At 40.5% G+C, this 24,223-nt stretch carries 23 protein-coding genes and 1 tRNA gene; 7 read left to right on the top strand and 17 right to left on the bottom strand.

Translation table 11 applies throughout. The features are described 5' to 3' along the window. Window positions 1-31 precede the first annotated feature (31 nt). The 3 genes from L1283_RS20830 to L1283_RS20820 form a co-directional block, all read right to left on the bottom strand. Window positions 32-838 (bottom strand): phosphatase PAP2 family protein, encoded by an 807-nt coding sequence (locus L1283_RS20830; protein WP_286851535.1) that lies wholly within the window; start codon window positions 836-838, stop codon window positions 32-34. A gap of 163 nt (window positions 839-1,001) precedes the next feature. Further along, window positions 1,002-2,273: a glucose-1-phosphate adenylyltransferase gene (locus tag L1283_RS20825; protein WP_145327434.1), complete on the bottom strand. Its 1,272-nt coding sequence runs from the start codon at window positions 2,271-2,273 to the stop codon at window positions 1,002-1,004. A 251-nt stretch (window positions 2,274-2,524) separates the two neighbouring features. Next, window positions 2,525-2,983 (bottom strand): hypothetical protein, encoded by a 459-nt coding sequence (locus tag L1283_RS20820; protein ID WP_145327435.1) that lies wholly within the window; start codon window positions 2,981-2,983, stop codon window positions 2,525-2,527. Window positions 2,984-3,236: 253 nt separating this feature from the next. On the opposite strand from L1283_RS20820, the gene L1283_RS20815 reads away from it, so the two are divergent. Next, the gene (locus tag L1283_RS20815; RefSeq protein ID WP_145327436.1) at window positions 3,237-3,845 is read left to right on the top strand and encodes a methyltransferase domain-containing protein; all 609 of its coding nucleotides are present in this window, start codon (window positions 3,237-3,239) and stop codon (window positions 3,843-3,845) included. Here the strand turns inward: L1283_RS20815 and L1283_RS20810 are convergent. Next, a complete protein-coding gene (locus L1283_RS20810) occupies window positions 3,829-5,361 on the bottom strand; it encodes a SulP family inorganic anion transporter (RefSeq protein WP_286851530.1) in 1,533 nt (510 codons plus the stop codon). The two genes, L1283_RS20815 and L1283_RS20810, sit on opposite strands and share 17 nt — an antisense overlap. A 101-nt stretch (window positions 5,362-5,462) precedes the next feature. Between L1283_RS20810 and L1283_RS20805 the strand changes: the two genes are divergently transcribed. Continuing rightward, window positions 5,463-6,995 (top strand): DUF3943 domain-containing protein, encoded by a 1,533-nt coding sequence (locus L1283_RS20805; RefSeq protein ID WP_286851529.1) that lies wholly within the window; start codon window positions 5,463-5,465, stop codon window positions 6,993-6,995. Window positions 6,996-7,036: 41 nt separating this feature from the next. On the opposite strand, the gene L1283_RS20800 is transcribed toward L1283_RS20805, so the two are convergent. Continuing rightward, window positions 7,037-8,485, bottom strand: coding sequence for a L,D-transpeptidase family protein (locus tag L1283_RS20800; RefSeq protein WP_286851527.1), 1,449 nt, complete (start codon window positions 8,483-8,485; stop codon window positions 7,037-7,039). Between the two features lie 114 nt (window positions 8,486-8,599). Next, window positions 8,600-9,610, bottom strand: coding sequence for a class 1 fructose-bisphosphatase (gene fbp / locus L1283_RS20795; RefSeq protein ID WP_088161098.1), 1,011 nt, complete (start codon window positions 9,608-9,610; stop codon window positions 8,600-8,602). Window positions 9,611-9,879: 269 nt separating this feature from the next. Here fbp and L1283_RS20790 point away from each other — a divergent pair, with 269 nt between their 5' ends. The 5 genes from L1283_RS20790 to L1283_RS20770 all read left to right on the top strand — a co-directional run bounded on the left by L1283_RS20790 (window position 9,880) and on the right by L1283_RS20770 (window position 15,230). After that, on the top strand, window positions 9,880-10,113 hold the full coding sequence (locus L1283_RS20790; RefSeq protein WP_248933457.1) for a hypothetical protein: 234 nt from the start codon (window positions 9,880-9,882) through the stop codon (window positions 10,111-10,113). 257 nt (window positions 10,114-10,370) lie between these two features. After that, window positions 10,371-13,121, top strand: a complete 2,751-nt coding sequence (locus L1283_RS20785) for a heavy metal translocating P-type ATPase (protein ID WP_286851526.1) — start codon at window positions 10,371-10,373, stop codon at window positions 13,119-13,121. A gap of 55 nt (window positions 13,122-13,176) precedes the next feature. After that, entirely contained in the window at window positions 13,177-13,455 is a 279-nt protein-coding gene (locus L1283_RS20780; RefSeq protein ID WP_182981140.1) for a lipopolysaccharide assembly protein LapA domain-containing protein, read from the top strand. A 141-nt stretch (window positions 13,456-13,596) separates the two neighbouring features. Further along, window positions 13,597-13,669: transfer RNA gene (locus L1283_RS20775), tRNA-Lys, on the top strand. A 247-nt stretch (window positions 13,670-13,916) separates the two neighbouring features. Continuing rightward, complete coding sequence (locus L1283_RS20770; RefSeq protein WP_070561911.1) at window positions 13,917-15,230, top strand: site-specific integrase; 1,314 nt, start codon at window positions 13,917-13,919, stop codon at window positions 15,228-15,230. On the opposite strand, the gene L1283_RS20765 is transcribed toward L1283_RS20770, so the two are convergent. From L1283_RS20765 to L1283_RS20715, 11 genes are all read right to left on the bottom strand, one after another. After that, window positions 15,198-15,587 (bottom strand): cysteine peptidase family C39 domain-containing protein, encoded by a 390-nt coding sequence (locus L1283_RS20765; protein WP_070561909.1) that lies wholly within the window; start codon window positions 15,585-15,587, stop codon window positions 15,198-15,200. The two genes, L1283_RS20770 and L1283_RS20765, sit on opposite strands and share 33 nt — an antisense overlap. Window positions 15,588-15,742: 155 nt before the next feature. Then, window positions 15,743-16,735, bottom strand: coding sequence for a hypothetical protein (locus L1283_RS20760; protein WP_070561907.1), 993 nt, complete (start codon window positions 16,733-16,735; stop codon window positions 15,743-15,745). 1,026 nt (window positions 16,736-17,761) lie between these two features. After that, window positions 17,762-18,316 carry a hypothetical protein gene (locus L1283_RS20755; RefSeq protein ID WP_070561904.1) on the bottom strand — a complete coding sequence of 185 codons (555 nt, stop codon included), beginning with the start codon at window positions 18,314-18,316 and terminating at the stop codon, window positions 17,762-17,764. Window positions 18,317-18,641: 325 nt separating this feature from the next. Next, window positions 18,642-18,932 carry a helix-turn-helix domain-containing protein gene (locus tag L1283_RS20750; RefSeq protein ID WP_070561901.1) on the bottom strand — a complete coding sequence of 97 codons (291 nt, stop codon included), beginning with the start codon at window positions 18,930-18,932 and terminating at the stop codon, window positions 18,642-18,644. A gap of 10 nt (window positions 18,933-18,942) precedes the next feature. Then, window positions 18,943-19,248 (bottom strand): hypothetical protein, encoded by a 306-nt coding sequence (locus L1283_RS20745; protein WP_139144903.1) that lies wholly within the window; start codon window positions 19,246-19,248, stop codon window positions 18,943-18,945. A 23-nt stretch (window positions 19,249-19,271) separates the two neighbouring features. Next, on the bottom strand, window positions 19,272-20,438 hold the full coding sequence (locus L1283_RS20740; RefSeq protein ID WP_070561897.1) for a hypothetical protein: 1,167 nt from the start codon (window positions 20,436-20,438) through the stop codon (window positions 19,272-19,274). Then, window positions 20,419-21,270 (bottom strand): DUF3560 domain-containing protein, encoded by an 852-nt coding sequence (locus L1283_RS20735; RefSeq protein ID WP_070561895.1) that lies wholly within the window; start codon window positions 21,268-21,270, stop codon window positions 20,419-20,421. The genes L1283_RS20740 and L1283_RS20735 overlap by 20 nt, the downstream gene beginning before the upstream one ends. Before the next feature lie 32 nt (window positions 21,271-21,302). Beyond that, window positions 21,303-22,118: a DNA adenine methylase gene (locus L1283_RS20730; protein WP_070561893.1), complete on the bottom strand. Its 816-nt coding sequence runs from the start codon at window positions 22,116-22,118 to the stop codon at window positions 21,303-21,305. A gap of 37 nt (window positions 22,119-22,155) precedes the next feature. Continuing rightward, a complete protein-coding gene (locus L1283_RS20725) occupies window positions 22,156-23,073 on the bottom strand; it encodes a hypothetical protein (protein ID WP_070561891.1) in 918 nt (305 codons plus the stop codon). Window positions 23,074-23,083: 10 nt separating this feature from the next. Then, window positions 23,084-23,350, bottom strand: a complete 267-nt coding sequence (locus L1283_RS20720) for a hypothetical protein (RefSeq protein ID WP_070561889.1) — start codon at window positions 23,348-23,350, stop codon at window positions 23,084-23,086. Window positions 23,351-23,371: 21 nt separating this feature from the next. Further along, window positions 23,372-24,205, bottom strand: a complete 834-nt coding sequence (locus L1283_RS20715; RefSeq protein ID WP_182981130.1) for a hypothetical protein — start codon at window positions 24,203-24,205, stop codon at window positions 23,372-23,374. Between the last annotated feature and the right edge of the window lie 18 nt (window positions 24,206-24,223).

Below are 24,223 nucleotides of genomic sequence, written 5' to 3'. Positions count from 1 at the left end.
GAGGCTCCGAATGGGACTTAAAAAAAAGAGCCTAAAACTGTAAGCTGGCATTTAGGCAAAATTGCCGTCCATTATAGGTTGGTAATACCACATAACTCTTTTTTGAATTCTGCAATCGACTGTCTACCAGCGGTAGCAACCAATAGGCGATTTTAGTACTTAAGATCCCGACCCCAGCTCCCATAGCGATATCCGAGAACCAGTGCTTATCATTGTGCATCCGCAGATAACCGGTACCCGCGGCAACAGCATACCCCGCTATTCCGTACCAAATTGACTCCTGTCTGTATTCCTGCCAAAGTAATTCCGCACCAACAAATGCAGTGGCAGCATGCCCTGAAGGAAAGGAATTGTTCGCTGAACTATCGGGTCGCCAAACAGGTATAGTAGATTTCATAATTCTCACGGTTGAAGTCATGATAATATTGGAAACCGCCGTTGTGAACAGGCGTTGTTTAAGGTTATGTTTCGCAGGTACCCCGACCGCATCCAGCACAAAAACTCCGGCAGTTCCAGCAAAACGTGTGAAATCGTCCAACTTAATTTTTTGATTGTTCCTTCTCGAAACGCCGTCTCTAATGTCTTCATCTATCCCTTTTAAAAAGGGATTCCCTTTGGCAACGATACCATAGGTGATCAATCCTACAGGAACAGCCAGTTCTTTGTAAGGAATTTTCTTAAAAAAATGAGATCTGCTGCTCGAATCCGAAGGTTGTTCCGACAAGATCTGCGCAAATGAGGTAACCGGCATTACAAAAAGTAAAACCAGTAGCCAATAAAAAACAATCTGTTTCCAGTAATCGATCATTTTAGCCTTAAAAAATTTTATAATGCGCAAAGATAATATTTATAAACTATCTCTTTGACAGTATTAATCCATACAGCACGGCAATATTGGGCATCAATCTCCATTTTATCATTAAACAAAGGAAAAGTAACGAAAGTCCGCTGTTTTAGCTTTTAAATAGACGGCGGACTTTCGCTTCAACATATATAAATGATCAAAATCCTATCGTAACACCATTGGCAATGATCGCATCTTTTTTCACAACAACGATGCCGTCACAGATCATATGCGTATCAAAATCGCCATCATTCAAGCCCGGTCCACCAATGATACGAACGTCATCTCCAATACGGCAGTTCTTATCCAAAATAGCATTTTCAATATAACAACGTTTACCCACGCCTACCGGTGGTGGCTTTTGTGTATTTCCCAATTCCAATACTTCTTCCAATTGCTCATAGTAATCTGTTCCCATCATGTAGGTCGATTTAATAACCGTCCCTTCACCAATACGGGAACGTATCCCAATAACAGACCTCTCCAGTTTATCTCCATTTAAAATACATCCATCGGCAATTACCGTATTATTCAAGGTTGTCCCCGAAATTTTCGAAGGTGGAAGCATCCGCGCACGTGTATACACGGTTTCATTAAACAGGTTGAAATCCGGAATGTCATCCGTTAATCCGATATTGGCATCAAAAAAGGATTTGATGGTTCCGATATCGGTCCAATAACCATCAAATTGATAACTTAACACGCGAAGTGCTTCAATGGCATCCGGTATAATTTCCTTGCCAAAATCCATCCCGGGGTTGGCAATTAAAAGGTTGCGCAAGATGTTTTTTGAGAAAACATAAATCCCCATGGATGCCAGATAATGTCTTCCCTGCTTATGCAAAACCTCGGAGACCTCTGAGGTCCAATTTAATACTTCATCCTTATCGGGCTTTTCAACAAAAGCGGTAATTTCATTTGCTTCATTCGCTTTTAAAATACCAAATCCTGTAGCATCCTTACCATTGACTGGTATAGTCGCAATGGTAACATCCCCCCCATTTTCAACATGGAAGTCAATCAGCTTCGAATAATCCATTTGGTATAACTGATCACCAGACAAGACAAGAATGTAGTCGTAATCTACATTCAGGAGATGTTTCTGCGTTCGCCTAACGGCATCAGCCGTACCCTCAAACCAACGATCGCCCTCATTGGTCTGCTCAGCAGCCAAGATGTCAACAAAGCCCTTACTGAAAATGCTGAAATTGTAAGAATTTTTGATGTGTGTGTTCAAAGAGGCTGAATTGAACTGCGTCAGTACGAAGATCTTATTATAGCCAGAATTCAAACAGTTCGAAATCGGAATATCGACCAAACGATATTTTCCAGCTATTGGAACCGCTGGTTTCGACCGTTGCTGTGTCAATGGGAAAAGGCGCGACCCTCGACCTCCTCCCAATACAAGGGAAACTACTTTGTGTATCATACCTCAATCCATTAATTGGTTATAAAATTGTTATCTTCAAGAACAAGGACCTGATCAGGTTTAGTCTCGAGATTCTTTAAATTCAGGTTTAAGAATCCTTATTAAATTAGCAATTTTCCGGATAAGAAGCAAACAACAATTTTAATCAATGATTCTTTTCACAAAAAAGTAATTCTAGAAAAACGAGCAGAAACATGCTTAATTTTAACCGATTAAAAGGCGATGATGACAAGTCCGTGTCTCCCATAGGTTTAATATCCAAATAGACCACTGAATAAAAAAAGGCCGTAGATATAGCCAACAAGTAATAGGTTAACACCTATTTGCGGATATTTCTTTTGGGTAAATAACCATAGGATCTCAATAAAGGCATAAATGGACAACGGTGCTGCAAGACTGACGGTCATAAAATAGAGTAAATATCCAGCCCCCAAAGCATCATTTTGTTGTTTAAGAATCAAATATGGGACAAGAAGTAGCAGAAAGGCGATACAGACTACAGAAAATCGAATAAAAAAATGTCGTTTTAGTTTTCGATCCCCTTTAAGAGGTTTATACATAAACAGTGTTGAGCCCGATATATAGAGTGATAACAACAAATAACCGATATAGTGATGCGCGCTCTCCAAACCATTCCAATCTTGATTAGCGTAGGCAAGACCAACAATTAGAAATAAAACAATAAATAAAACTACTTTAATATAATTCATCTAAAAACATGAGGGGATTATCCCTACTAGAGTAATTGAACGCTATAAATTTTAATATCGTATGGAATACAAGTGAATTTCAAGATTTCTCTCCAATACGATGTCTTACCAATCAACTTTGACCACGATAGTGCAAATCAACTAAATAAAATCAACTTCCGAGCGGGTAGCTAAAAGCAATTTTCAGCAAAGAGAAGCACCCTATTGACCTAATATTTATGTAAATTGCTAAAGCATATAGAACAAAACAGCTATGAATTCTTCATTATTGGATGAAAATTATTGGGATGAACGTTATAAGAACAAAGCAACAGGCTGGGATATTGGCTATGCCTCTCCTGCTATTATCAATTATGCAGCGGAGTCTATTGCCAAAGATGCATCTATTCTAATTCCCGGTTGTGGAAATGCCTATGAAGCAAAGACTCTACTTGACATGGGGTTCCATCAAATTACCTTACTTGACATCGCTCCGACCCTCGTTGCAAAGGTAAGAAAGGAGTTCGCCAATAGCCCTCAGATCCAGATTGTATGTCAAGATTTCTTCCAGCACAAGGGTCAGTACGACTATATAATTGAGCAAACATTTTTTTGTGCACTGGATCCTTCATTACGTCCCAGCTATGTACAACAAATGCATACTTTGCTCAAGCCTCAGAGTATACTGATGGGCTTATTGTTTAAACGGGAATTTGCGCAACAAGGACCACCTTTCGGTGGAGATCAAACGGAATATCAACAATTATTCGCATCGCAATTTGACATTTTACAGCTGACAGATTCAACCAACAGTATTCCTCAAAGACAGGGAAATGAACTGTTTTTTGAGCTGCGCAAAAAAGAGTCTACTTGCCCGGCATGACCCGATAGGTTGGATCTTCCATGATATTGACCTTCACAATGCCCGCCGCATTTTTTAACAAAGAGCGACAATCTTCACTGAGGTGCCACAATTCTATTTTTTTTCCTTGTGCAGCGTAGCGTTCGGTAATTTTGTTGAGTGCATCCACTGCGGACATATCCACCACACGACTTTCCTTAAAATCTAAAATCACGCGCTCGGGATCTTCCAAAACATCAAATTTATCCAAAAAATTAGCTGTTGAACCAAAGAAAAGAGGTCCATAGATTTCATAATGCTTGATGCCCTCGGCATCCAAATATTTTCTTGCCCGAATGCGCTTCGCATTATCCCAGGCAAATACAAGTGCGGATACCACTACACCAATCAGCACCGCAAGTGCCAAATTATGTAAAACCACGGTAATTCCGGCGACAATAATCCCAACGAAAATATCTGATTTGGGAAATTTATTGACAATCCGTAAGCTCACCCATTGGAAGGTTCCAATGGCCACCATCATCATCACACCGACCAGCGCGGCCATGGGTATCTGCTCAATAAAAGGAGCACCTACCAAAATAATCACTAAGATGGTCATCGCTCCAATAAAAGAAGAAAGTCGCGTACGCGCACCAGCATTTAAATTGACCAGTGTTTGAGCAACCATGGCACAGCCACCCATTCCTCCAAAAAATCCATTGATTGTATTGGCTATCCCCTGCGCCATGGATTCGCGGTTTGCATTTCCTTTACTCGCCGTTATTTCGTCCACCATGTTCAGTGTCAGAAGCGATTCCACCAACCCCACCCCAGCCATCACCAAAGAATACGGAAAAATAAATTGCAATGTTTCCCAGCTCAGGGGTACATTAGGTAAATGTAGATGGGGTAATGTCCCACTAACAGAGGCAATATCTACTACTTTTTTGGTATCAATACCTAAAAGAGAAACCAGACCAAATACAACCAGAATCGCGATTAAAGAGGCTGGAACAGCCTTCGTTATCCGAGGAAATCCAATCACAATCAACATCGTCAGCAGAGTCAGTCCCCCCATGATGTATAAGGTACTTCCCGACATCCACTCCGCTCCCTGTCCGGTATTCACCTTAAATTGGACTACTTGAGCCATAAAAATGATAATGGCCAGTCCGTTCAAAAAACCGTACATAACGGGCTGCGGAATTAAGCGTACAAATTTCCCCCATTTAAAAAGCCCGACTAAAAATTGCAGGAGCCCCGCAAAGACGACAGCAGCAAACAGGTAATCAATACCGTGACGTGCCGCCAGGGCCATCAATACAATTACTGTTGCGCCAGCACCTCCCGAGACCATCCCTGGCCTACCTCCCAAAACGGAAGTGATCAAACCCATTAAAAATGCTGCATAAAGTCCCGTCAATGGTGGTAGCCCGGCTAAAATTGCAAATGAGAGTGATTCCGGAATCATTGTCATTGCGACCGTTAATCCTGCAAACAACTCATTCTTAAGATTAATCGATTTTATATTGAATATTTCAAAGGTATTGTTCATTTTTAAATTACTTGAACAGGATAATTGCCGCAAAGGTACTAATCACACAAACACTTTTCCCCAATATTTGTTATTCTTTACAAATTTTATCGCAAAACAGTATGTTCATTTCGATTAAACAACGCATTAACCAACGTCATTATAGTCTCTTAATATATATCATTTTGTTGCTTGTCCAGCTCGGGAGTATACGGCCTAGTAAGGCTGCATTCCTACCAGCTAGAGATTCCTTAATGACTTCAGATAGCCTATTTCGAGCGAAACCTGTCGAAAAATATCCCATGTACCGCGATGAGCAACCACGACTTTGGAACAATCATCTTATCAACGTAAAACAAACAGACAGTCTATTCGAGTACCAAAAGAAGAACTTCTTAAGGGCGGGAATTGAGTGGTTTTCCATCCAAGCTATTCCTGCTTCGGTTAATTACTTCATTCGAAAAGATCCTGTTTCCCATATTTCCTTTAAAAACTTCTTTAGCCATTTAAAACTGTCTGCCTGGACCTGGGACGACAATCTTTTTGCAACAAATCAAATAGCGCATCCTTATCACGGTCAGTTTTATTTTAATTCGTTACGATCCAACAACTACAGTTTTTTACAATCGACAGCAGCAACCGTAGCTGGTAGCTATATCTGGGAAACTGCAGGTGAAACAGAACCACCATCTATCAATGATATCATCAACACAAGTTTTGGCGGTACTATTTTAGGTGAAATGACCCATAGACTATCGCATCATATTCTTTCGCGCCCAAGCCTGACCAAAGGACAACGCAATAAAAAAGAACTATTGGCCATGTTGATCAATCCGATAAACGGGCTAAACCGTCTGCTCGACGGGCGCTGGGGAGATCAGGTAAAAGGTGCCGTGGTCGACAGTTCTTTAGTACACACTGAAGTTGAATTGGGGCTAAGACGGTTTGATGCCAAGGAACATGACATCTTGAATAAAGGAAAGAATGACATCTATGCCCGTATCAAACTGATTTACACCAACGATGATCTAGACAAAAAGAAACCCTTTGATGACTTCTTCCTTAATTTGGAACTTGGATCAGATGATAGTTCCATCGTCAATGCGGTCAATGTGTATGCCTCGTTATACGGTAACCGTATTTTATCCAATTTAACAGGACGTCATCGTGGTATCGTGTCTGCGCACTTCGACTTTCTACGCAATGAAGCTTTTTATTACGGATCACAGAGCATCAATTACAATGTTTTTTCAAACTTCAATATTGGTAGCCGTACCAAGCTGACAACCATCCTTGGTGGTGGTCCAGTGGTATTGGCTGCTGTACCTGATCCTTATCTCCATTTTGGTGAAAGCCGCACATACGATTATGGCCCCGGGGCAGATGTTAGGGCTTCAGCCACATTGAGCACATTAAACCGCTTTAAATTTGGTGTAGATTATCGTGGCGGATATTTTGTCACAATCAGTGGCAACAAATCCCACCATTTTCTACACGCGGTATCCACGAGTGCTTCAATGCGTATCTGGAAAAATTTCGGTGTCAACCTTTACTCCGGTTACTTTAGATTGGAAGGTCATTATCAAGACCATAACAATGTCAACAAAGACTATCCTTTTGTACGGATAGCACTAGCCTACAACTCTGAATACTAGCGATAAAAAAAGGCTTAACTAAATGAGTTAAGCCTTTTTGATTAATTTGTCCAATATTTCTTTAACGCTTCCTTCAAACGCGGATCATAACCATATATATCCGGATACGTAACAATTTTCCCTTCGTCATCCAACCAGGTCGTATAGTAGGTGATATAAACTGGCATCTGCCGTTTAAGTGTTACCCAACGTGATTTTGAGATCGAATCTGTGGTAATTTCTTTTGCAATTTTTTCGGCCTGTTTTTCATTATTGACAAGGTAAGACGCCAAATCAACGGGTTTTTCAACACGCACACAACCATGGCTCACGGCGCGATTGCTCTGCCCAAACATTTGTTTTGCAGGCGTATCGTGCAGATAAATGGAATAGGGGTTCTCAAACAAAAACTTCACATTCCCCAATGAATTATCCGAGCCAGGATTTTGTTTAAAACGAAAATTCTCCACAGAATCCGAATTCCAGTTGACCGTTGCAGGGTCCACTTGTTTACCTTTGTAATAGGCTACCATATTACGCGAGGCCAGATAGTTTGGATTATTTCGAACGCTTGACAATAACTCTTTCTTGACAATACTGCTTGGAATATTCCATACGGGATTTACTTGCATGGCATCCAACACCCCTTGCATGACAGGCGTCTCGTGGTTCTCACCTTTTCGCGTATAAGCCGGATTATCAGTTTCACCTACACACACATTCATCAGTTGACTTGTCTTCCCTTCTTCCATAATATGTAATCGTTGTTCAGGTATGTTCACAAATACATATTTCTCCGGAAAAGCATCTCCCATCCAGCGCAATTTTTCCAATACCATTAACACCTGGCTACGTTGTGCACTGTTTAGGTTCCCATTTTCCAATAAATCCTGAAACCTGGTGTAATACTTATTTTTAGGTTGGATATCGGTCAACACAGTTCCAATTTTTACACTATCCAGCATTTGTACAACTTTACCATAGCTCATACGCTTTTGAGGAACGAAATATCTTCCATAAAGGCGTTTGGGGTTGACCACACCATATTTTATGCTGCTGATATAAGCCACGAGCCCATCAGTACTCAATAAGTCAAGTTTGGCCAATAATGGATAAACTTCAGCAACATCTTTGCTTTTCAGTTTTCGAAGCGAAGATAATGTTTCCTTAATCGCAGTTGTATGGAAATAACTAGCTCGAATACCATGTGCATCACTCCGCTCAAAGTAAGTTAACATGGTGTCGATACTACCATCAAAAAGGTGTTCGGCAATTAAAGTCATCCCTTCAGTAGAATCCGATAATTCCTTCATCCAGCTTGGATTAACCAATTGAGATTTTTCCTTGCCATATACTTCATGGAAGACTTTTACATACGCTGCTGTGTCAAAATCCTTATAGGACTTATTTTCAAGCTCTTTCGCCAATACATCGCCATAAGTCGGAGGATTATCCTTACAAGAAAAAAATACTACTGAAACAAATGAAATAAAAACTAAAAATCGTAACATATTACAAATCGTGAAAAAGAAATGGCTTCGCAATAATGAAGCCATTTTCTGAGGACAAAGATAAATAATTCTTATTGTCTAAAGAATCTTACCTATCATTGAATCACTACAGAATCAATCACTGTATTTTTTCAGGAAATCTTCCAGCAATTCCACCATATCGGTATTGCCCAAAAAAGCTGCTGATCGCTGGTGCAAAGTTTTTGGCTCAATATCGAGTATGCGCTGAGATCCATTCGAAGCTTTACCCCCTGCCTGCTCAATGATGAAGGCAATTGGATTGCACTCATACATCAATCTTAGCTTACCATTAGGGTGCGCAGAAGTCGTTGGATAAAGAAAGATACCCCCTTTGAGGAGATTACGGTGAATATCGGCCACCATTGAGCCGATATACCGTGACGCATAGGGGCGTTGCGTTGCACTTTCCTCCATTTGGCAATATTTGATATATTGCTTAACGCCGTTTGGAAATTTGGAATAATTTCCTTCGTTAATCGAATAAATTTGACCCGAAGCCGGAATTTTCATATCAGGATGGGATAAACAAAACTCGCCGATCGAAGGATCCAATGTGAATCCGTTTACGCCCTTTCCCGTTGTGTACACCAACATGGTTGAACTACCATAGATTACATAACCTGCAGCGACCTGTTTCGTTCCATGCTGTAAAATATCATTGCTATTACAAGAAACACCCGTATCAGAAATTCGTCGATAAATGGAAAAAATCGTCCCCACAGATACGTTAACATCGATATTGCTTGAGCCATCCAGCGGGTCAATACACACAATATATTTCGCATTTTTGGAAACCCCTGATTGGATATACACTGGATTTTCATGTTCCTCTGAGGCAACTACACAGCATTCTCCCCCACTTTGAAGCGCTTTGATAAACTGCTCATCGGCATAAACATCCAGTTTCTTTTGTCCCTCGCCCTGCACATTGACCTGGCCTGCATCGCCTAAAATATCAACCAATCCCGCTTTATTAACCTCTCTATTTACAATTTTTGCTGCGATTCCAATATCGCGCAGTAGTCTAGAAAGCTCCCCTTTAGCATACGGAAAATCGGCCTGTTTTTCAATGATAAATTGACCTAGTGTAGTTATACCACTCATAATGTTGTTTTATTGGATATTTGTTGCACAAAGCTAAAAAAGTTAAACAAACTTTAGCAAATACATCCTTCTCATATTTAGCATTTTAGCAGACTAAATACGCAATCGATTGCGCTATGTTTTGAAAACTCTTCTTTGCTAAAACGATTATTAGCTATTAAAAAAATAATAAAAGGTTGAAAGCAGTGGATAAATTTCAAATAGCAACGATTAGAAAAAAAACAATAAATGCTAAGTATTTGGTAATTTTGGCTAAATATTCTGATACAATGCAACAACTAATACAACTCATCGAAAAGGAAAAATTAGGCAATCAGCCGGCAACACAGCACACGTTGATCATCGACGATAAGCAAGTGATTCACGGTGCTCTTTTCCTAGTAAAAACCGCCCGAAAAACATTTAAATTGATGATCCCGGCGCCTTTTCACGAAGCAGTTCTGAAAGAACAAGTAACCATCAATACATTGATAAAACATCCCCAAGTAATGCTACTGGCTTAATCAAAGGGAAATTCCCCTATCCCATACCTATCCCCAGAGCAAACAAAACATAGTTCGGTTGTGTTTACCATAGCGTAGTTTCGCTGTTTTTTTTACACCATATTTCGTTTCCGGAAGACTATAACGCTGGTTCGACCTAGAAAATGAGAGCAAACCGGAAGCACATATTATCAACGGGAAATTTTACAAGAAAACCCGGTAAAAGTGTAAAAATCACCTCGATATAACGTTTAACTTTAGGCAACAAAGACAACGCTATGCAACACCACTATACACTTTCGGGAATGTCCTGTGATGGATGTAGAACCACAATCGAACATGCATTGAATGAGCTTCCTGGGGTTCATGCCGAGGTAACTTTAAACCCGCCAAGCATGACAGTAACATCCCAGAAACATATTCCGTTACAGCAATTACAGGAAATAATATCAAAATTAGGTCCTTATCAACTCAGCGAAATACATAAGCATCAGGGTGATGTACAGTCCGATCAACACATTGTAGCACAAGCTTCGGAGAGATATGGCTGCCCCATGCATTGCGAAGGTGAAAAAACGTACAGCCAGCCAGGAAATTGTCCGATTTGTGGTATGCATTTGGTGAAGCTCGATGCAGAAACAGCAATTAAAAATAAGCTGCATACTGAGCATGCAGCGACCTTGCATATCCAACACGAACAGCAACACAATCATTCCGCTCAGTCAAATGCCACGGTACATCAATCACAGACAATATCTACACCTGACAAAGCACATGGTCATACGTCTGCTGATCAATACTATTGTCCGATGCATTGTGAGGGCGACAAACGCTATAATGAACCCGGAAACTGTCCGGTATGCGGCATGAATCTGGAAAAGGTACCCATGTTAAAGACAGATCTTCAATATACCTGTCCTATGCATCCTGAGATTGTACAAGATCATCCTGGAAATTGCCCTATATGCGGTATGGACCTTGTGCCTATTGCCAATGGGAATGATGAGGCCGACGATCACACATATCGTGATCTACGCATGAAATTATGGGTCTCTATCCTATTTACGGTCCCGATCTTTATACTTTCCATGGGCGAAATGCTTCCCGGTAATCCAATAGGTAAAATCATTTCGCCGAGTTGGTCTGGCTGGGTTCAGCTGGCTTTATCCCTGCCGGTTGTTTTTTATACCTGTTGGTCTTTTTTTCAACGGGGCTGGGCATCTTTCAAAACCTGGCGCCTTAATATGTTTAGCCTGATTGCACTTGGTGCTGGAGCTGCGTTTGTCTATAGTTTGGTTGGCCTATTTTTTCCGCAGGTCTTCCCTGCTGAATTAAAAAATCACCATGGCTACATTGCACTTTACTTCGAATCCGTTACCGTCATATTGACTTTGGTATTATTAGGCCAGGTGATGGAGGCCAAAGCACATTCCAAAACCAATTCGGCAATCAAAGAGCTGATCAAGCTGAGCCCTTCCGAAGCTACGCGCGTAGAAAATGGAATAGATAAAAAGATCGGCATAGATCAAATTCAACTCGGAGATATACTCAAAGTAAAACCCGGGGACAAAATCCCCGTTGACGGGCAGATTACGGATGGCAACAGTAACATTGATGAATCCATGCTGACGGGTGAACCTATTCCGGTAGAAAAACAGGAAGGAGATCATGTTAGTTCGGGAACAATCAATGGCGACCGCAGTTTCCTCATGAAAGCAGAACGTATCGGTTCGGACACCCTACTGGCTCAGATCATTCAACTCGTCAATGATGCGAGCAGAAGCAAGGCTCCCATTCAACGATTAACGGATAAAGTATCCGAGATATTTGTTCCGATTGTCATAATCATTGCAATTTTGACATTTCTTACCTGGTGGCTTTGGGTTCCTTCCGCTTCCTTAGCATTCGGCTTTGCCAATGCACTTGCCGTACTTATTGTCGCCTGCCCCTGTGCCTTGGGACTCGCTACACCGATGTCTGTCATGGTGGGTGTCGGCAAAGGGGCCAAACATGGGATCCTGATCAAAGATGCAAGTGCGCTGGAAAAAATGAACCATGTAGATGTGGTTCTAACAGACAAAACAGGTACCATCACCGAAGGAAAACCCACCGTTGATGATATTCAGCCAAACTCTTCCAGCAGCAAAGACGAGATATTATCTTTGGCTGCCGCTTTAAACGCCAATAGCACACATCCATTAGGTCATGCTATTATTGAAAGGGCAAAAAAGGAAAATAGTAAAACGGACCTTGCAGTTTCCGATTTTGAAAATGTTGCCGGGCAAGGAATCACGGGAAATATAGCTGGACATAGCATAGCACTGGGCAATCAATTGTTGATGGAGTCTATCGGCATAACAATTCCTCATGATATGAAGCAGATGGCCGAAACTGCTCAATCCCATGGAAAGACGGTATCCTTCCTTGCAAAAGACAGTAGCTTATTGGGGTATTTTAGTATTTCAGATCAAATAAAAGCCTCTTCGAAGCGTGCAATCCAATATCTTATACAGCATAAAGTCGATGTCGTTATGCTGACGGGAGATAATATACATACGGCAAGGGCTGTGGCGGATCAAGTTGGCATCAAGCATTTCAAAGCCAATGCCTTGCCCAAAGATAAATTGCAGGAAATTCATGCGTTACAGCAAAAAGGACATGTGGTGGCTATGGCTGGTGATGGTATCAATGATGCCCCTGCCCTTGCTCAAGCCGATATCGGCATTGCCATGGGCACAGGGACCGATGTTGCCATACAAAGCGCTTCACTCACTTTGCTGAAAGGAGACCTTATCGGAATAGCCAAAGCAAAGGTACTGAGTCAAAAACTACTCCGTAATATTAAGGAGAACCTGGGTTTTGCTTTCGTCTATAATATACTCGGAATTCCATTGGCTGCCGGACTTCTATATCCTACTTTCGGAATTCTCCTGTCCCCGATGATTGCTGCCGCTGCGATGAGTTTCAGTTCCGTTTCGGTTATCTTGAATTCTTTACGCTTAAATCGGGCAAAGATCGATATCGATTAAAAACAGATATTCCCTATATTCGCTGTTAGAATAACGACATATAGTTTACAGTAACATGCGTAATATTTTTTTAATCTTGATAACGGTTATCATCACAGTTGTGTGTGTCAAAAATCCGCAATCGGTGCAGCTCAATTTTCTTGGGGAATCACAAGTGGCACTATGGAAGCTATTATTGGCCTTTTTTATTGCCGGAATTGTATTCGTATCCCTATTGAAAATCGGAAAAAAGAAACAGCGGGCGTATGAAGAGGAAGAAATAGACGAATCGGAAGAAGAAAACAGCGACAGAAAGTCCCAATTATCGGATGAAGACCGGGAATTTCTATCCTAAACAAAAAAATAAATCACTAAAAATGAAGCCCTAAACAGCCGTAGCGCATTTTTATCGCACAAATACTTGCGTGGAATAGGGATTAACCCTATCTTTGCATCACTTCAAACAAGGAACGGTAGTTCAGAAACAAAGAAGTAAGATTCCGTAGCTCAGCTGGTAGAGCAATACACTTTTAATGTATGGGTCCTGGGTTCGAATCCCAGCGGGATCACAAAAGGCGCTATTTATAGCGCCTTTTTTGCGTTTATCCTATGATAATTAAGCCTTTCTACAAATTATCATACTATCTCATATCATATCCTAGCATATTAAATGGTGCCCCTTTCGGTGCCCCATTTTAGTGTGTAAATTGGGGCACCATTCTTTTGAAATCTGGTTTTGTGCAGTTGGATTTAAGGATCGGAAATTAATTCCCGCAGACAAGGCGGGGTCATTTTTCAACCTTTAAAATGTGTAGGATGAATAATCAGAAAGTCCACATTCTTTTTTGGCTTAAGAGGTCAAAAAAAACGAGCGATGGCACTTGCCCTTTGTACGCAAGAATTACCATCGAAGGCGAAGAAGAGCCATTATCTCTAGGTATTAAAATTAAGCCCCAATTTTGGGATACTAATATCAAAAGAGACACTGAATCAAGTGCAACGGCGAGGGAAAACAATTTAAAGATTTCCAAGGCAGATGTTGACCTTGATACCCACGTTAAAATTTTGAGGAGCAAGCATGAAAAAATAACCCCTCTCATGCTTAAAAATGCTTACCTGGGCCTACCGTTAGATTATATTGGGCCAGTCCAGAAGTCAATGGAAATCGAAAAAAAACCTACTTTGTTGAAAGTCTTTGATGACTTTATAAAGCGGTTTGAAAAGCTGGTTAAGAAAAAGGACAGATCGAATGATACATTAAAACACTGGAGGTCGGCTAAAAAAAAGGTAATATCATTTATCAAGTTCCAATACGAAGCGAAGGATTTTGAACTGGAAAACATTACCTATTCTTTTGCTGAAAAGTTCTTCGACTACATGACGCTGGAAGTAGATAAACCAATTAGCGCTGTCACTGCAAAAGGGTATATCAAAAAGCTAAAACAGATCCTTGAAGGTTGTGCTAAGAATAAATTAATCCCCTTAAACCCTATCAAGGCATTTGTTTGCTATGGTGGTGATAAAGAAATCGAGCCACTAGAGTTTTACCAAGTAAATTCAATTTATCGAAAGGATCTTCCGATTAATAGGTTATCAGAAGTAAGAGATGCATTTATATTTCAATGTTTTACCGGCTTTGCATACCAGGATATTTATACCCTTACCCCTGAAAATATAATAGAGGTCGGTGTCAATAGGGAAAGGTGGCTAATTAAGGAACGTGGTAAAACAAAGGTAACTGAAATGGTACCCATATTACCAATAATAGAAGAGCTGATAAATAAATATAACGGTCACCAATATTGCGTTAAAAACAACTTGCTAATTCCGGTTAACAGCAATACAAGATATAATGGATATCTAAAGGAAATTGCTACGCTTTGTGGCATAAATAGGGAGCTCCACACCCACTTGGCGAGACACACCTTTGCTGATATGATGCTGAATCTAGGTGTTCCTCTTGAGGATGTGAGTAAAATGCTAGGCCATAAAAGCATAAGAACAACAGAACGCTACTGCAGGGTCCGGAAAAGCCGTATCAGTGAATCCATGAACAGGGTACGTAGTAAACTATTCAATGATCAAGGACATTTAATCTCAAGCTATCCTAGCCATGTTCTTGCAGTTTAAATAATTGGCTTCTTTAAACATGCACGCATTGGCGAAGCTGGTGATCCGGGAAAATAGTTTCGAAGATACGCCCAAATGAGTTAATGCACGGCGCTCGAATTGGCGCATGCTGACTCCATCCCTGGTCAAATAACTTTTATTACACAGGTTCTCGAGCGAATAGTTTTTGCCGTAAAACTTTGTGATCATCCGGACACAAGTTGGACTGCAATCCATCGCATCCGTCTGCTTATAAAAGGGGAATTGTTTCAAAATTGAAGTTTGGGAGGTTATATTTTTAAATAATTTTTCTGCCTGCTGTTGAAGAAATTGACTTGGATAGTGTCTTTTGATAGGGCTCCAGCTTACTTGTAGCATGGCACGCCCTGGCTGAAAAAATCAGGAATTAAATAATGCGCCGTTATGTTTGAGTCAATAAAAATCCTGGTTCAATGCGGTGGGCCATTGAACGAGGGCAGATCATGTCGATCTGCTCCCTGAGCTTTCGGTAAAATGTTGATTATTGGAACGCGCTATTCTATGGCACCCCATTTTCGGAACTCCATTGGAGCGTAGTTTAAAATATCTCCCCAAACGGAAGACATGTAAAAACGCTTGTCCACATATTTTTGGTAGTTGAGTTTCCTTTTATACTCTTCTAACGATTCCAGGTAAAGGGTTGCACGCCTTTCGTTCACGGCTTGCATGTCTGGAACCTCTTCAAAAATGACTTTCCCATTTTTGTCGGCCTTACGAGGCAATACACCAAAATAAAGACTTGTGTCTGCCTGCATGTCTATAATTAACGCAAACTCATCAGGAGGATAATCGCCCGCCAGGACTGCTTTTCTTACCGGGCCATTGAGGGTGTGATTGGAATGTCGGGCGTGCCAAAGTAACATCCACATGCAGTTGTCTGCGGCTGCATATCCTTCAGCATCCTTTTCAAAAAGGCCGATGCGCTCATAACTGGGGAATCCATACTCCTTGATTAGGCGAATAGCATTTTTGATGTTGGCAGAATCTTCAGAAATGAGCTTTTTTATCTCGCCTTGAGTTTTATGTTCTGTTTTTCTTATACGCTGATCTTCATCATAGATTGAATCGTAACGAGCAGCCAACAGTTTCTTTTCACTTTTGTCTGCTATACTTTTTAGGGAATCGTAATTTTTTGTCAGCCACTTATATAAGGACTCCTCATGTATAGTCGTTACAAATCTGCCCTTCGCAAATTTTTCTATTGTTTGCCCATTAAGTACCATTTCGTCAAAAAAGTGCTTAGCGGCATTTGAATCAGCGACAAGATAGGCGACTGCAAAGGCATTGTAAAGATCCCTAATATTGGGATATTTATAGGTAAATGCCACGTTGTAACTTTCCAGCGCATGTTTATATGAGCTGTCTAATATGTGGACCTCTGCCTGGTTTTTATAATGATAATACTGGGAAACTTGTTGATCTAATTTGTCGCCGCCGTAAACGATGGTCGATAAAAGACAAAAAAATAGTGCACTATACTCGCTCATACAATCATCTTTACGATTAAAAAAAGGAAGCTGGATAAAACTGCATGATGCAGCTTCCGATTAAACCACCTGCTAGTTCATATTAAGGTGTTATCCCCAATAGTCAAGAACAAGCTTTCCCTGTTAGTAGCCCAGGAAGTGATACCGTCCGTCTCCCCATTCTACACGGTCGGTGTCACATTTATAATCTCTTCCCTGGTAGGTTACGGTTTTCCCTCTGTTCCACCGCCACCTTTGACAGTCATCTTCTGATCGGTTGTGAGAATCGGAAAATTTCCGCTATTCAAGCTTGAAAAAATACAGCCCGGATGGACTGTAAGTAAAAGTTGCGTTTACATAATCAAATGCACCGAAGGTGTTCTATCCGAATAGAGTAACCTTACTGTTTTGTTTAAAGTTAAGTAAAAATGGTTCAGCTGCACTTTGGCAGGCGTAGTTAATGATAATACCGACGTTTACCGGCAATGGCATAGTTGGACCATACTTTTTGGGCGGCGGAGGTGTTTCTACGAGCTGGCTACGTCCTTTTTCAAGTAATGGTAATAGCATCTGGAGCTCTTTAACTGATCCACTATCAACTTTTTCAGCTTTTAGTTCCTATATAAGTGCTTCTTGATAAACGTTGATCAGATCATCAGAAGCAAGTATCATCCCATTAAGTTCTTTGATCGGACTAGTATAGATAAAGGGAAATAGCGGCTGATAAGCGGCGACCGAACCTCCGGCATTGTTTTCTTAAATCGAGGATCAGGGTCTTCGCAGCGTATATCTTAGCACTGTCTTTTTTATAATGCTGTCTATGGACCCGATCTCGTAAGAAAAATCGTGGATTGTCATCAAATACTTTGAAGTCCCCAATTTGGAATTAAAGCTTAGGTTCAGCTCCCTTTTCGGTAGGAAAGGGGCTAAAAGCAAAACAGGTAAATTATAATAATTTACCTGTTCTTTAGCTGAATAAAATAAACGAATGCAGCAGTAATGGTCCACGCTTTCGATTTTCAATTAATACCTTTAAGAGTAAAATTTTCAAATGTTAAATTTCAATGGTTTCACATAAGCATCTTTATCAGGATCATAACTATACCCTTCCCGTCTAAGATGGGCAGAGATCTTATTGAGATTTTTTTTGCGCATTTCAGTATCCATATCAGGAAGCTCTAAAATTGACTTTGACCGGATGAAGGAAGTACCGGGCAGACGGTAAATATTTTCCGCGTGCAGTTGTTCATTCAGAAATGAGGACTCGAATTTGAGCTCAACAGAATCCAGTTGTTGTCTATTCTTTTCCAGATAAATATCCAAAACCGGATCCTCCCAATACTCTGGAATACGCTGCTCTGTATCGACAGCAAGCTTTAAGCACTCCGAATCCATGGCTGAGTTGGAAAGTATATATAATGCATTATAAATCCCATTTCTTATTTGCCTGTTTATTTCAGGCATTGCTTGATCATCCATAACATCATTTCTAACGTGCAGATCTTCCAGTTGGTCACGCACCCATTTAGCAACAAATTTTGATAAGTGCTTCAATGCTTTTTGATCATTATAGACTAACGCTTCTTTAAGGATACGGTTCATTTTTCAATTATTTGGATATTCAAATTTACCTATTTTTAGATTTAGCTTCTTGTTGTAACTTAAATTTTGGCGATTTCTTATCATCAAAAATTCATGACAAACAGGATGGGTCAATACTTTTGTTGTAAACCCAATGCCATGCAAGCTCTTTCCAATTTCTGATCAATCTTCCCCTATATTGCCATTTTCGCTGTTCATAAAACTTGTAAAACGCTTCAGCTTCCGACTGCTTTTTGCCCAGTTCAAGGAAATATATCACCACATGTTTTAATAGTGGAGGAACCTGCTTGCCAAGACCGTTTATGTCATCCTTTAAATACAAAATTTAACCCACTTTATATTTTTGCATCATCGCTTCGATATCTTCTATGTCGTAATACATATCCCCACCTAATTTTACGTAAGGCAACTTTTTAGACTTTCTTAGCGTCTGAAGCTTCCCGGAGCAGGTATTGAGCAGCTTAATTACATCTCTTGTTTTTAACCATCTTTTGGGATAAGTAATTTTGGCGTATAGCAAGCTCCTGATCTCAGTCAGTAACTCCTCCTTTAAGGCCTCCAAGTCCCTGCTTGTAATTTGCATAGATTTTTGCTCTTCTAAATTTGTATTTCCCATAACTCACCTCCTAAATCATTGCTTCTTTTTTAAAAATTTTTGTATTGCTTATGCCATAATTTCTAACAGCATCTTTAAAGTCCATCCACATACGGATATTGTAATCTGCAAGTTCCATCATTTCTTCGGCCGTAAGTTTATGCGGATTGAATACCTCCCCAGTTTTGCCATCACCACCTGTTATTATAAAACCGAAAATATTGGGTGTAAAGGCTTCGGCGATTTCCATACTTTTTCCTATGGCAACACTATTGCCATATAATTTTATCGTTTTACCATTACTGAACGATAGAATACGTTTTTTAATTTCTGCCATATACTGCATTTAATTTTTATTGATCAAAACCCTAGTTTCTTAGATCGGGTCAGCGACTTTTTTAATTGAATTTGATTTTTTAAATGATCGCTACAACGGACCATGCATTGACTCGCCAGACCAGCTTTTCTGATAATCTGCATTGCTTCCAAAGGTTTGTCTGTTTTAATCATAGCAAGGGCCCTAAATCCCTCTATCCTGGTTTTCTCCTTACTTTTTATTTCCCTGGAATTTAGTACTTGCAAGATTTCATAGGCAGGTTGCAGAATAGAGAGCTTTTCAAGTTCTTTTGCGATGTAGGTCCCGTCATTTAGTTTAAGCACAAGTTTACTATCCTCCGGAATATGGCCTACAACCAAGCCGATGCCGTCCGGTGCCGACCGTTTGGACATAAAAACAGGTTTACCATAAAAAAGCGTCATGTCTTCTGCAATATGTTCTACGATATTGCGGAGTTTATTCTTATAAAACAGAGTCTGTTCCTGTGCCGTTTTTAACCTTCCGATGAACAAGCGTCTATCAGCATTAAGCTTATCGGCGGCTGGAGCGACGTCGATTCGATTAGAAATTCCAACGTTTTTTTGCTTCTCCAGGATCGGTTGTATCTTGTTTTTATTAAGCTGACTTTTAAGATATTTCGGGTTAGTCAGATTAAGCACCAAGACAGCGGATCTTTCCAGGAAAATTTTAGACTGTTCGCTGTAGAAATTTGCCATTTCCAGTGCAGAAACAGCTTTGCTTTCAGCAGTCTGGATTTGTCTTTTTAAATCCTGCTTGACGAAACGATCCGGTTCGATTGCCAACAATTGTTGACGACGTTCAATATATCGCTCAATATTGACAGCTTTCCGTTGCAGCATTTGAGATTTGACATCATACTTTATTGCGATACTTGAGTTTTTATTAAGTCGCTGTAAGATTTTTTTCTCAAAAGGGATCCTACTTCCTTTCCATCCCTGATCTTGGTACCCCAGCTTGAGGAAGCGATCTACTACCGCATGGCATAAATTAAAATCTGCTTTTGATAGCCAGCAATTTCCTGGCCTGCTCCAGCGAAATTTATTCTTAATTAGCTTAAGGTTAGTTGATGAAAGTTTTAAATAGGCTTCCTTGCTTTTGATATGAATTTCAAGGGAGCCGGTTTCCAGATCCCTTATCAAATAGTTTTCTTCATTTTTTTCTGTACTCATCTTTACTCCTCCAAATCTGCATTACGGTGACAGCAGCTATAGACCCTTTTCTTTTTGCTTTCACGTTGTTTTCTATAGTTTTCTGATCGGGAATTTTGCTTAAACACTCCTTATAGAAATCAAGCTTTTCCTGGATCTGTATCAGACGCTCTTCATAAAAGAGTTTTTCCTTTTCACTTATTGGTTCTGGTTTCGAATGAGCATAAAACTTACCTTCCAACCTTCTATTACAAACTTTAAGATCGCGTTCGCATTCCTTAATTCTTATTACTAGATAAAACGGATCTTCAAACTTTTTACCCAAAGCTTCTTTTTTTGCACGTTCGGCCTGCTTTCTATAGAATTCAGCCTTATCCATTTCTTCGAATGCTTTACCAAATTTGTTGTGGATTTTGTCCCTAAAATTCCTATCGGCCTTTTCACTGTGATGCCCAATAAGAATCGGCTGGCCGAAGGGAATCTGTCCAGCCATTGATTTTGCCTGACCATAGAGTTGCTCTGAACGCTCATCTGATTTAGCAGCCCTCGTCAAGGCCCGTTCGGCCCTTGATTCAGACTTTTCTTTTTCGCGTTGTATTTGCTGTTCAAAACTCAGTTTTTCTCCGATAGTCTCCTTATAAATAAAACCCATGCTTTCGAGCTGACGTCTTAAATATCCGGCATTTTCACTCTTTGCTTTAGATATCCAACAGGTCTTCGAGCCACTCCATAAACAATACCTCTTTACGGTATCTTTCTGTTCAGCAGGAAGTGCCTCAAAAAACTCCTTTTCTGAGTAGATATTGAGCTTGCCGGTTTCCTGATTTATTATGTAGTGCGGTGACTTTTCCATATTCTTTCTGTATTATGTTTAAATCCTAACTACTATTCAGACTGCCAGAGCGGGTAATTGCCAACGAGCATCTCAACTTTTTTCTTTGGATTGCCCCCTTTTATATTTACGGTAACGAGCATCTCTTTTTTTAGCACCTGCCATTTATACTTTTTAATAAAACGGTCCAGAATTTCGGAAGGATAAGAAGAAAGCAAGAACTTACCTTTAATGTCGGCAAGCATATTCAGGAGTGCTTCATAATCCTGTTCCGTATAACCTTTGTAGTGGCCCATATTGGATCCGATATAAGGTGGGTCGCAGTAAAAGAATGCATCCTTATGATCCCGGCTCTGAATGATATACAGGGCGTCGGCACATTCGATCTGTGCATTTCGGAGACGCTTCAAATAACGATCGTCGAAGTTTTGCCGTTTTACGGTGATTCTTTTCGAAGTTGAATTCTGTGTTTTATCATAACCGAAAGGTCCATCAAGTTTGCCTGAGAATCCCAGCGCAGATAAAGTCCAAACTGCCCAGGCACGCTTGACTTCATCAAAGAGATCCGGGTTGTTATAAATTACGACTGCCGAATGATGGGCATCTCTGCTGTGCAGGGTCTGCTCTATCAGGGCAGCCAGCTCATCAAATCTCTTGCTGGCCACCCTATAAAAATTCATCAGTTCTTTATTGGTATCGTTAATAACCTCTATTTCTGAAGGTGGCTTCATAAAATAAACCGCGCCACCGCCCAAAAAAGGTTCACAATAAAGGATGTGCTCAGGTATAAGCGAAATAATCCAGGGGGCGAGTGTCTGTTTACCACCATAATAAGTTAAAGGTGGTCTTAGTCGTGTGTTTTTTTCCATGCTCACTAATGCGTTCTCACTGATTTAAAAATTGGTATTATAATCCCGGTCCTTTTTTGCCTTTGCCCGGTTTTTTATTCTGATTCAACTTGCCCCACAACTGCCAGTTCACTGTTTTACCTTTATCATTCCGAAATTCAAGGGTTTTATTTTCTGGCTGGACATAAATACTGCCAGTTACTATTCTGCTGTTAATCATGAGCGCAGTTTCAAATGGCTTTCCTTTTCCGAGGCCTGCAAGCATTTCCGATAACTCGATAATATCCGGCTGCTTTACCAAGGGCATTTGCTTTATTGTGTTTGATACATCGAAATCAGGATACACTTTCAAATAACCTTTTTCTTCTTTAATCCAGTAAAGTTCACCGGACTCATCATTAGCTGAGTACTTTAACAGCGATCCACCCTTTAGTAACGACGCTGCCTGTCCAATGTCGATATCGTTACCATCATTATTGATGGGAACAACAATCATTTTTTCATAGAGAGACTTGTCTGGAAATGGCAGCATATCCTCTAAAATGGTATTGGCAAAATATTTCAATGCCAGCTTATTGGCTAACTCCTCAGCGGTACGATCACCGCTGGTACGGAGCTGGTCCAGTTGCTCAAAAAAAGGTCGCAGACCATCATTTTTGTATAATGGAAACAGCGCCCATTTAATTTCTTTCATCTGCTTTTCCAGTTCAAGGGTATCGATTCCGGCGTAATGACCATGCTCAATGGGTACCACAAGCATTTTAGCCTTGTAATCATGGGAAACATAGTCGCCATTGTCTTGCCTTTGAATAGAAAAATAGTAAAGAACAGATTGATCATTGCTGGCGTCCATGACATCCAAGGTTATTTCCTCTGCATGGGCATTAATATTTTTCTGGGAGATGATCTCTTTAAAGGGCAGGCCAAGGTTGCTCAAGTAATCGGCCATGGTATTAAAATCTTTTGCTCTTATCATTTCAAACCGTTTAAAGTTTTCTTCCTTTGCTTTTGCCAACCGTTTTCTTTTGAGCCGCTTTCTTTTCTATACCCTCGGCAGGAAAATCCTTACCTAATTCATGGCTTCTGCGGTTGAGTTCCATGCCTGCTAAAACCCTTGCATCCAGCTCACCGCTTACAATACGGATGAGCAGGTGCGTATGGGTAATGCTGAAAAGATAGAGCGGGTTCATCTCGTTTGATATAGCGCCGGTCTGGGATGCTTTTCTGTAAATATCAACTTGTTCGGGTGTCATAACTTCGCTGTTTATCTATCTTTATCTTGACAAGCCTTTATTCTGTTTCGGTTTCCAGGCTACTTTCTGTGGCCCCTGGTTTACCCAGGGCTTTTTTTTTACTTCGGCGTTTTCCTTCGCCTCTAATTTTTCTGCTTTTGCAGGAGTGATATCGATGCTGATCCCATTGGCATCCATAAAATTTATCTTGCCGCGCCTGGCGTTTAAGCCTAAAAAACCATCTTCCATGACACCGTTGCGATCCAGAACGATTGCAATCCTATTTGCATGTTGCAGATCTTTTGCCAGCACTTCAACCGATTCATATGCTTTTTTGGTTTCAAATTGGACTTCAGGATTTTCCAGCTGGTCTATAATATCGAAAGGCCGTTTGGCATAATAATTATCATGATAGGTATTGAGCAGCAGGTTTCCTTTGTCGTCTGTTTTTCCTTCAGGATCCAGTGATATATAGGCATTGAATCTGAATTGCTCTGCAGGATGATCCTCTTCAACCTGACGGTACCCGATTATGTTTTGCTTATAAACGGCTACGTTTTGACCATACTCCATCATCCGGGCTGCTTCCTGAACCTTAATCTTCCATGATGTCCTAACCGAGATCTGCGCCATCACCTCACCGGCGTTCACCAGTGTGGCCTGATAACGGTTAAAGAAATAATGGTCCTGCTCCTGGTGCTTATCAAAGGAGAGCTGACATAGTACGGTCCGGTTTTCATCCAGAGGATGCTCGTACTGAAGGACAAAATCAGTTTTGCCTTCTTTCATATTCTTTTCCAGTTGCGGAAAAATAGAGGCATCGAAGCCCCGGATTTCAAGGCTTGTTTTTAAGCCTTCAAAATTTTCTTCTTGCATGATATTGTTTATTTAGAT

Source organism: Sphingobacterium sp. HSC-15S19, assembly GCF_050433745.1.
GTDB lineage: Bacteria > Bacteroidota > Bacteroidia > Sphingobacteriales > Sphingobacteriaceae > Sphingobacterium > Sphingobacterium siyangense.
The sequence above is the reverse complement of the archived record's forward strand: the minus strand, read 5'-3'. Positions and strand labels throughout refer to the sequence as shown.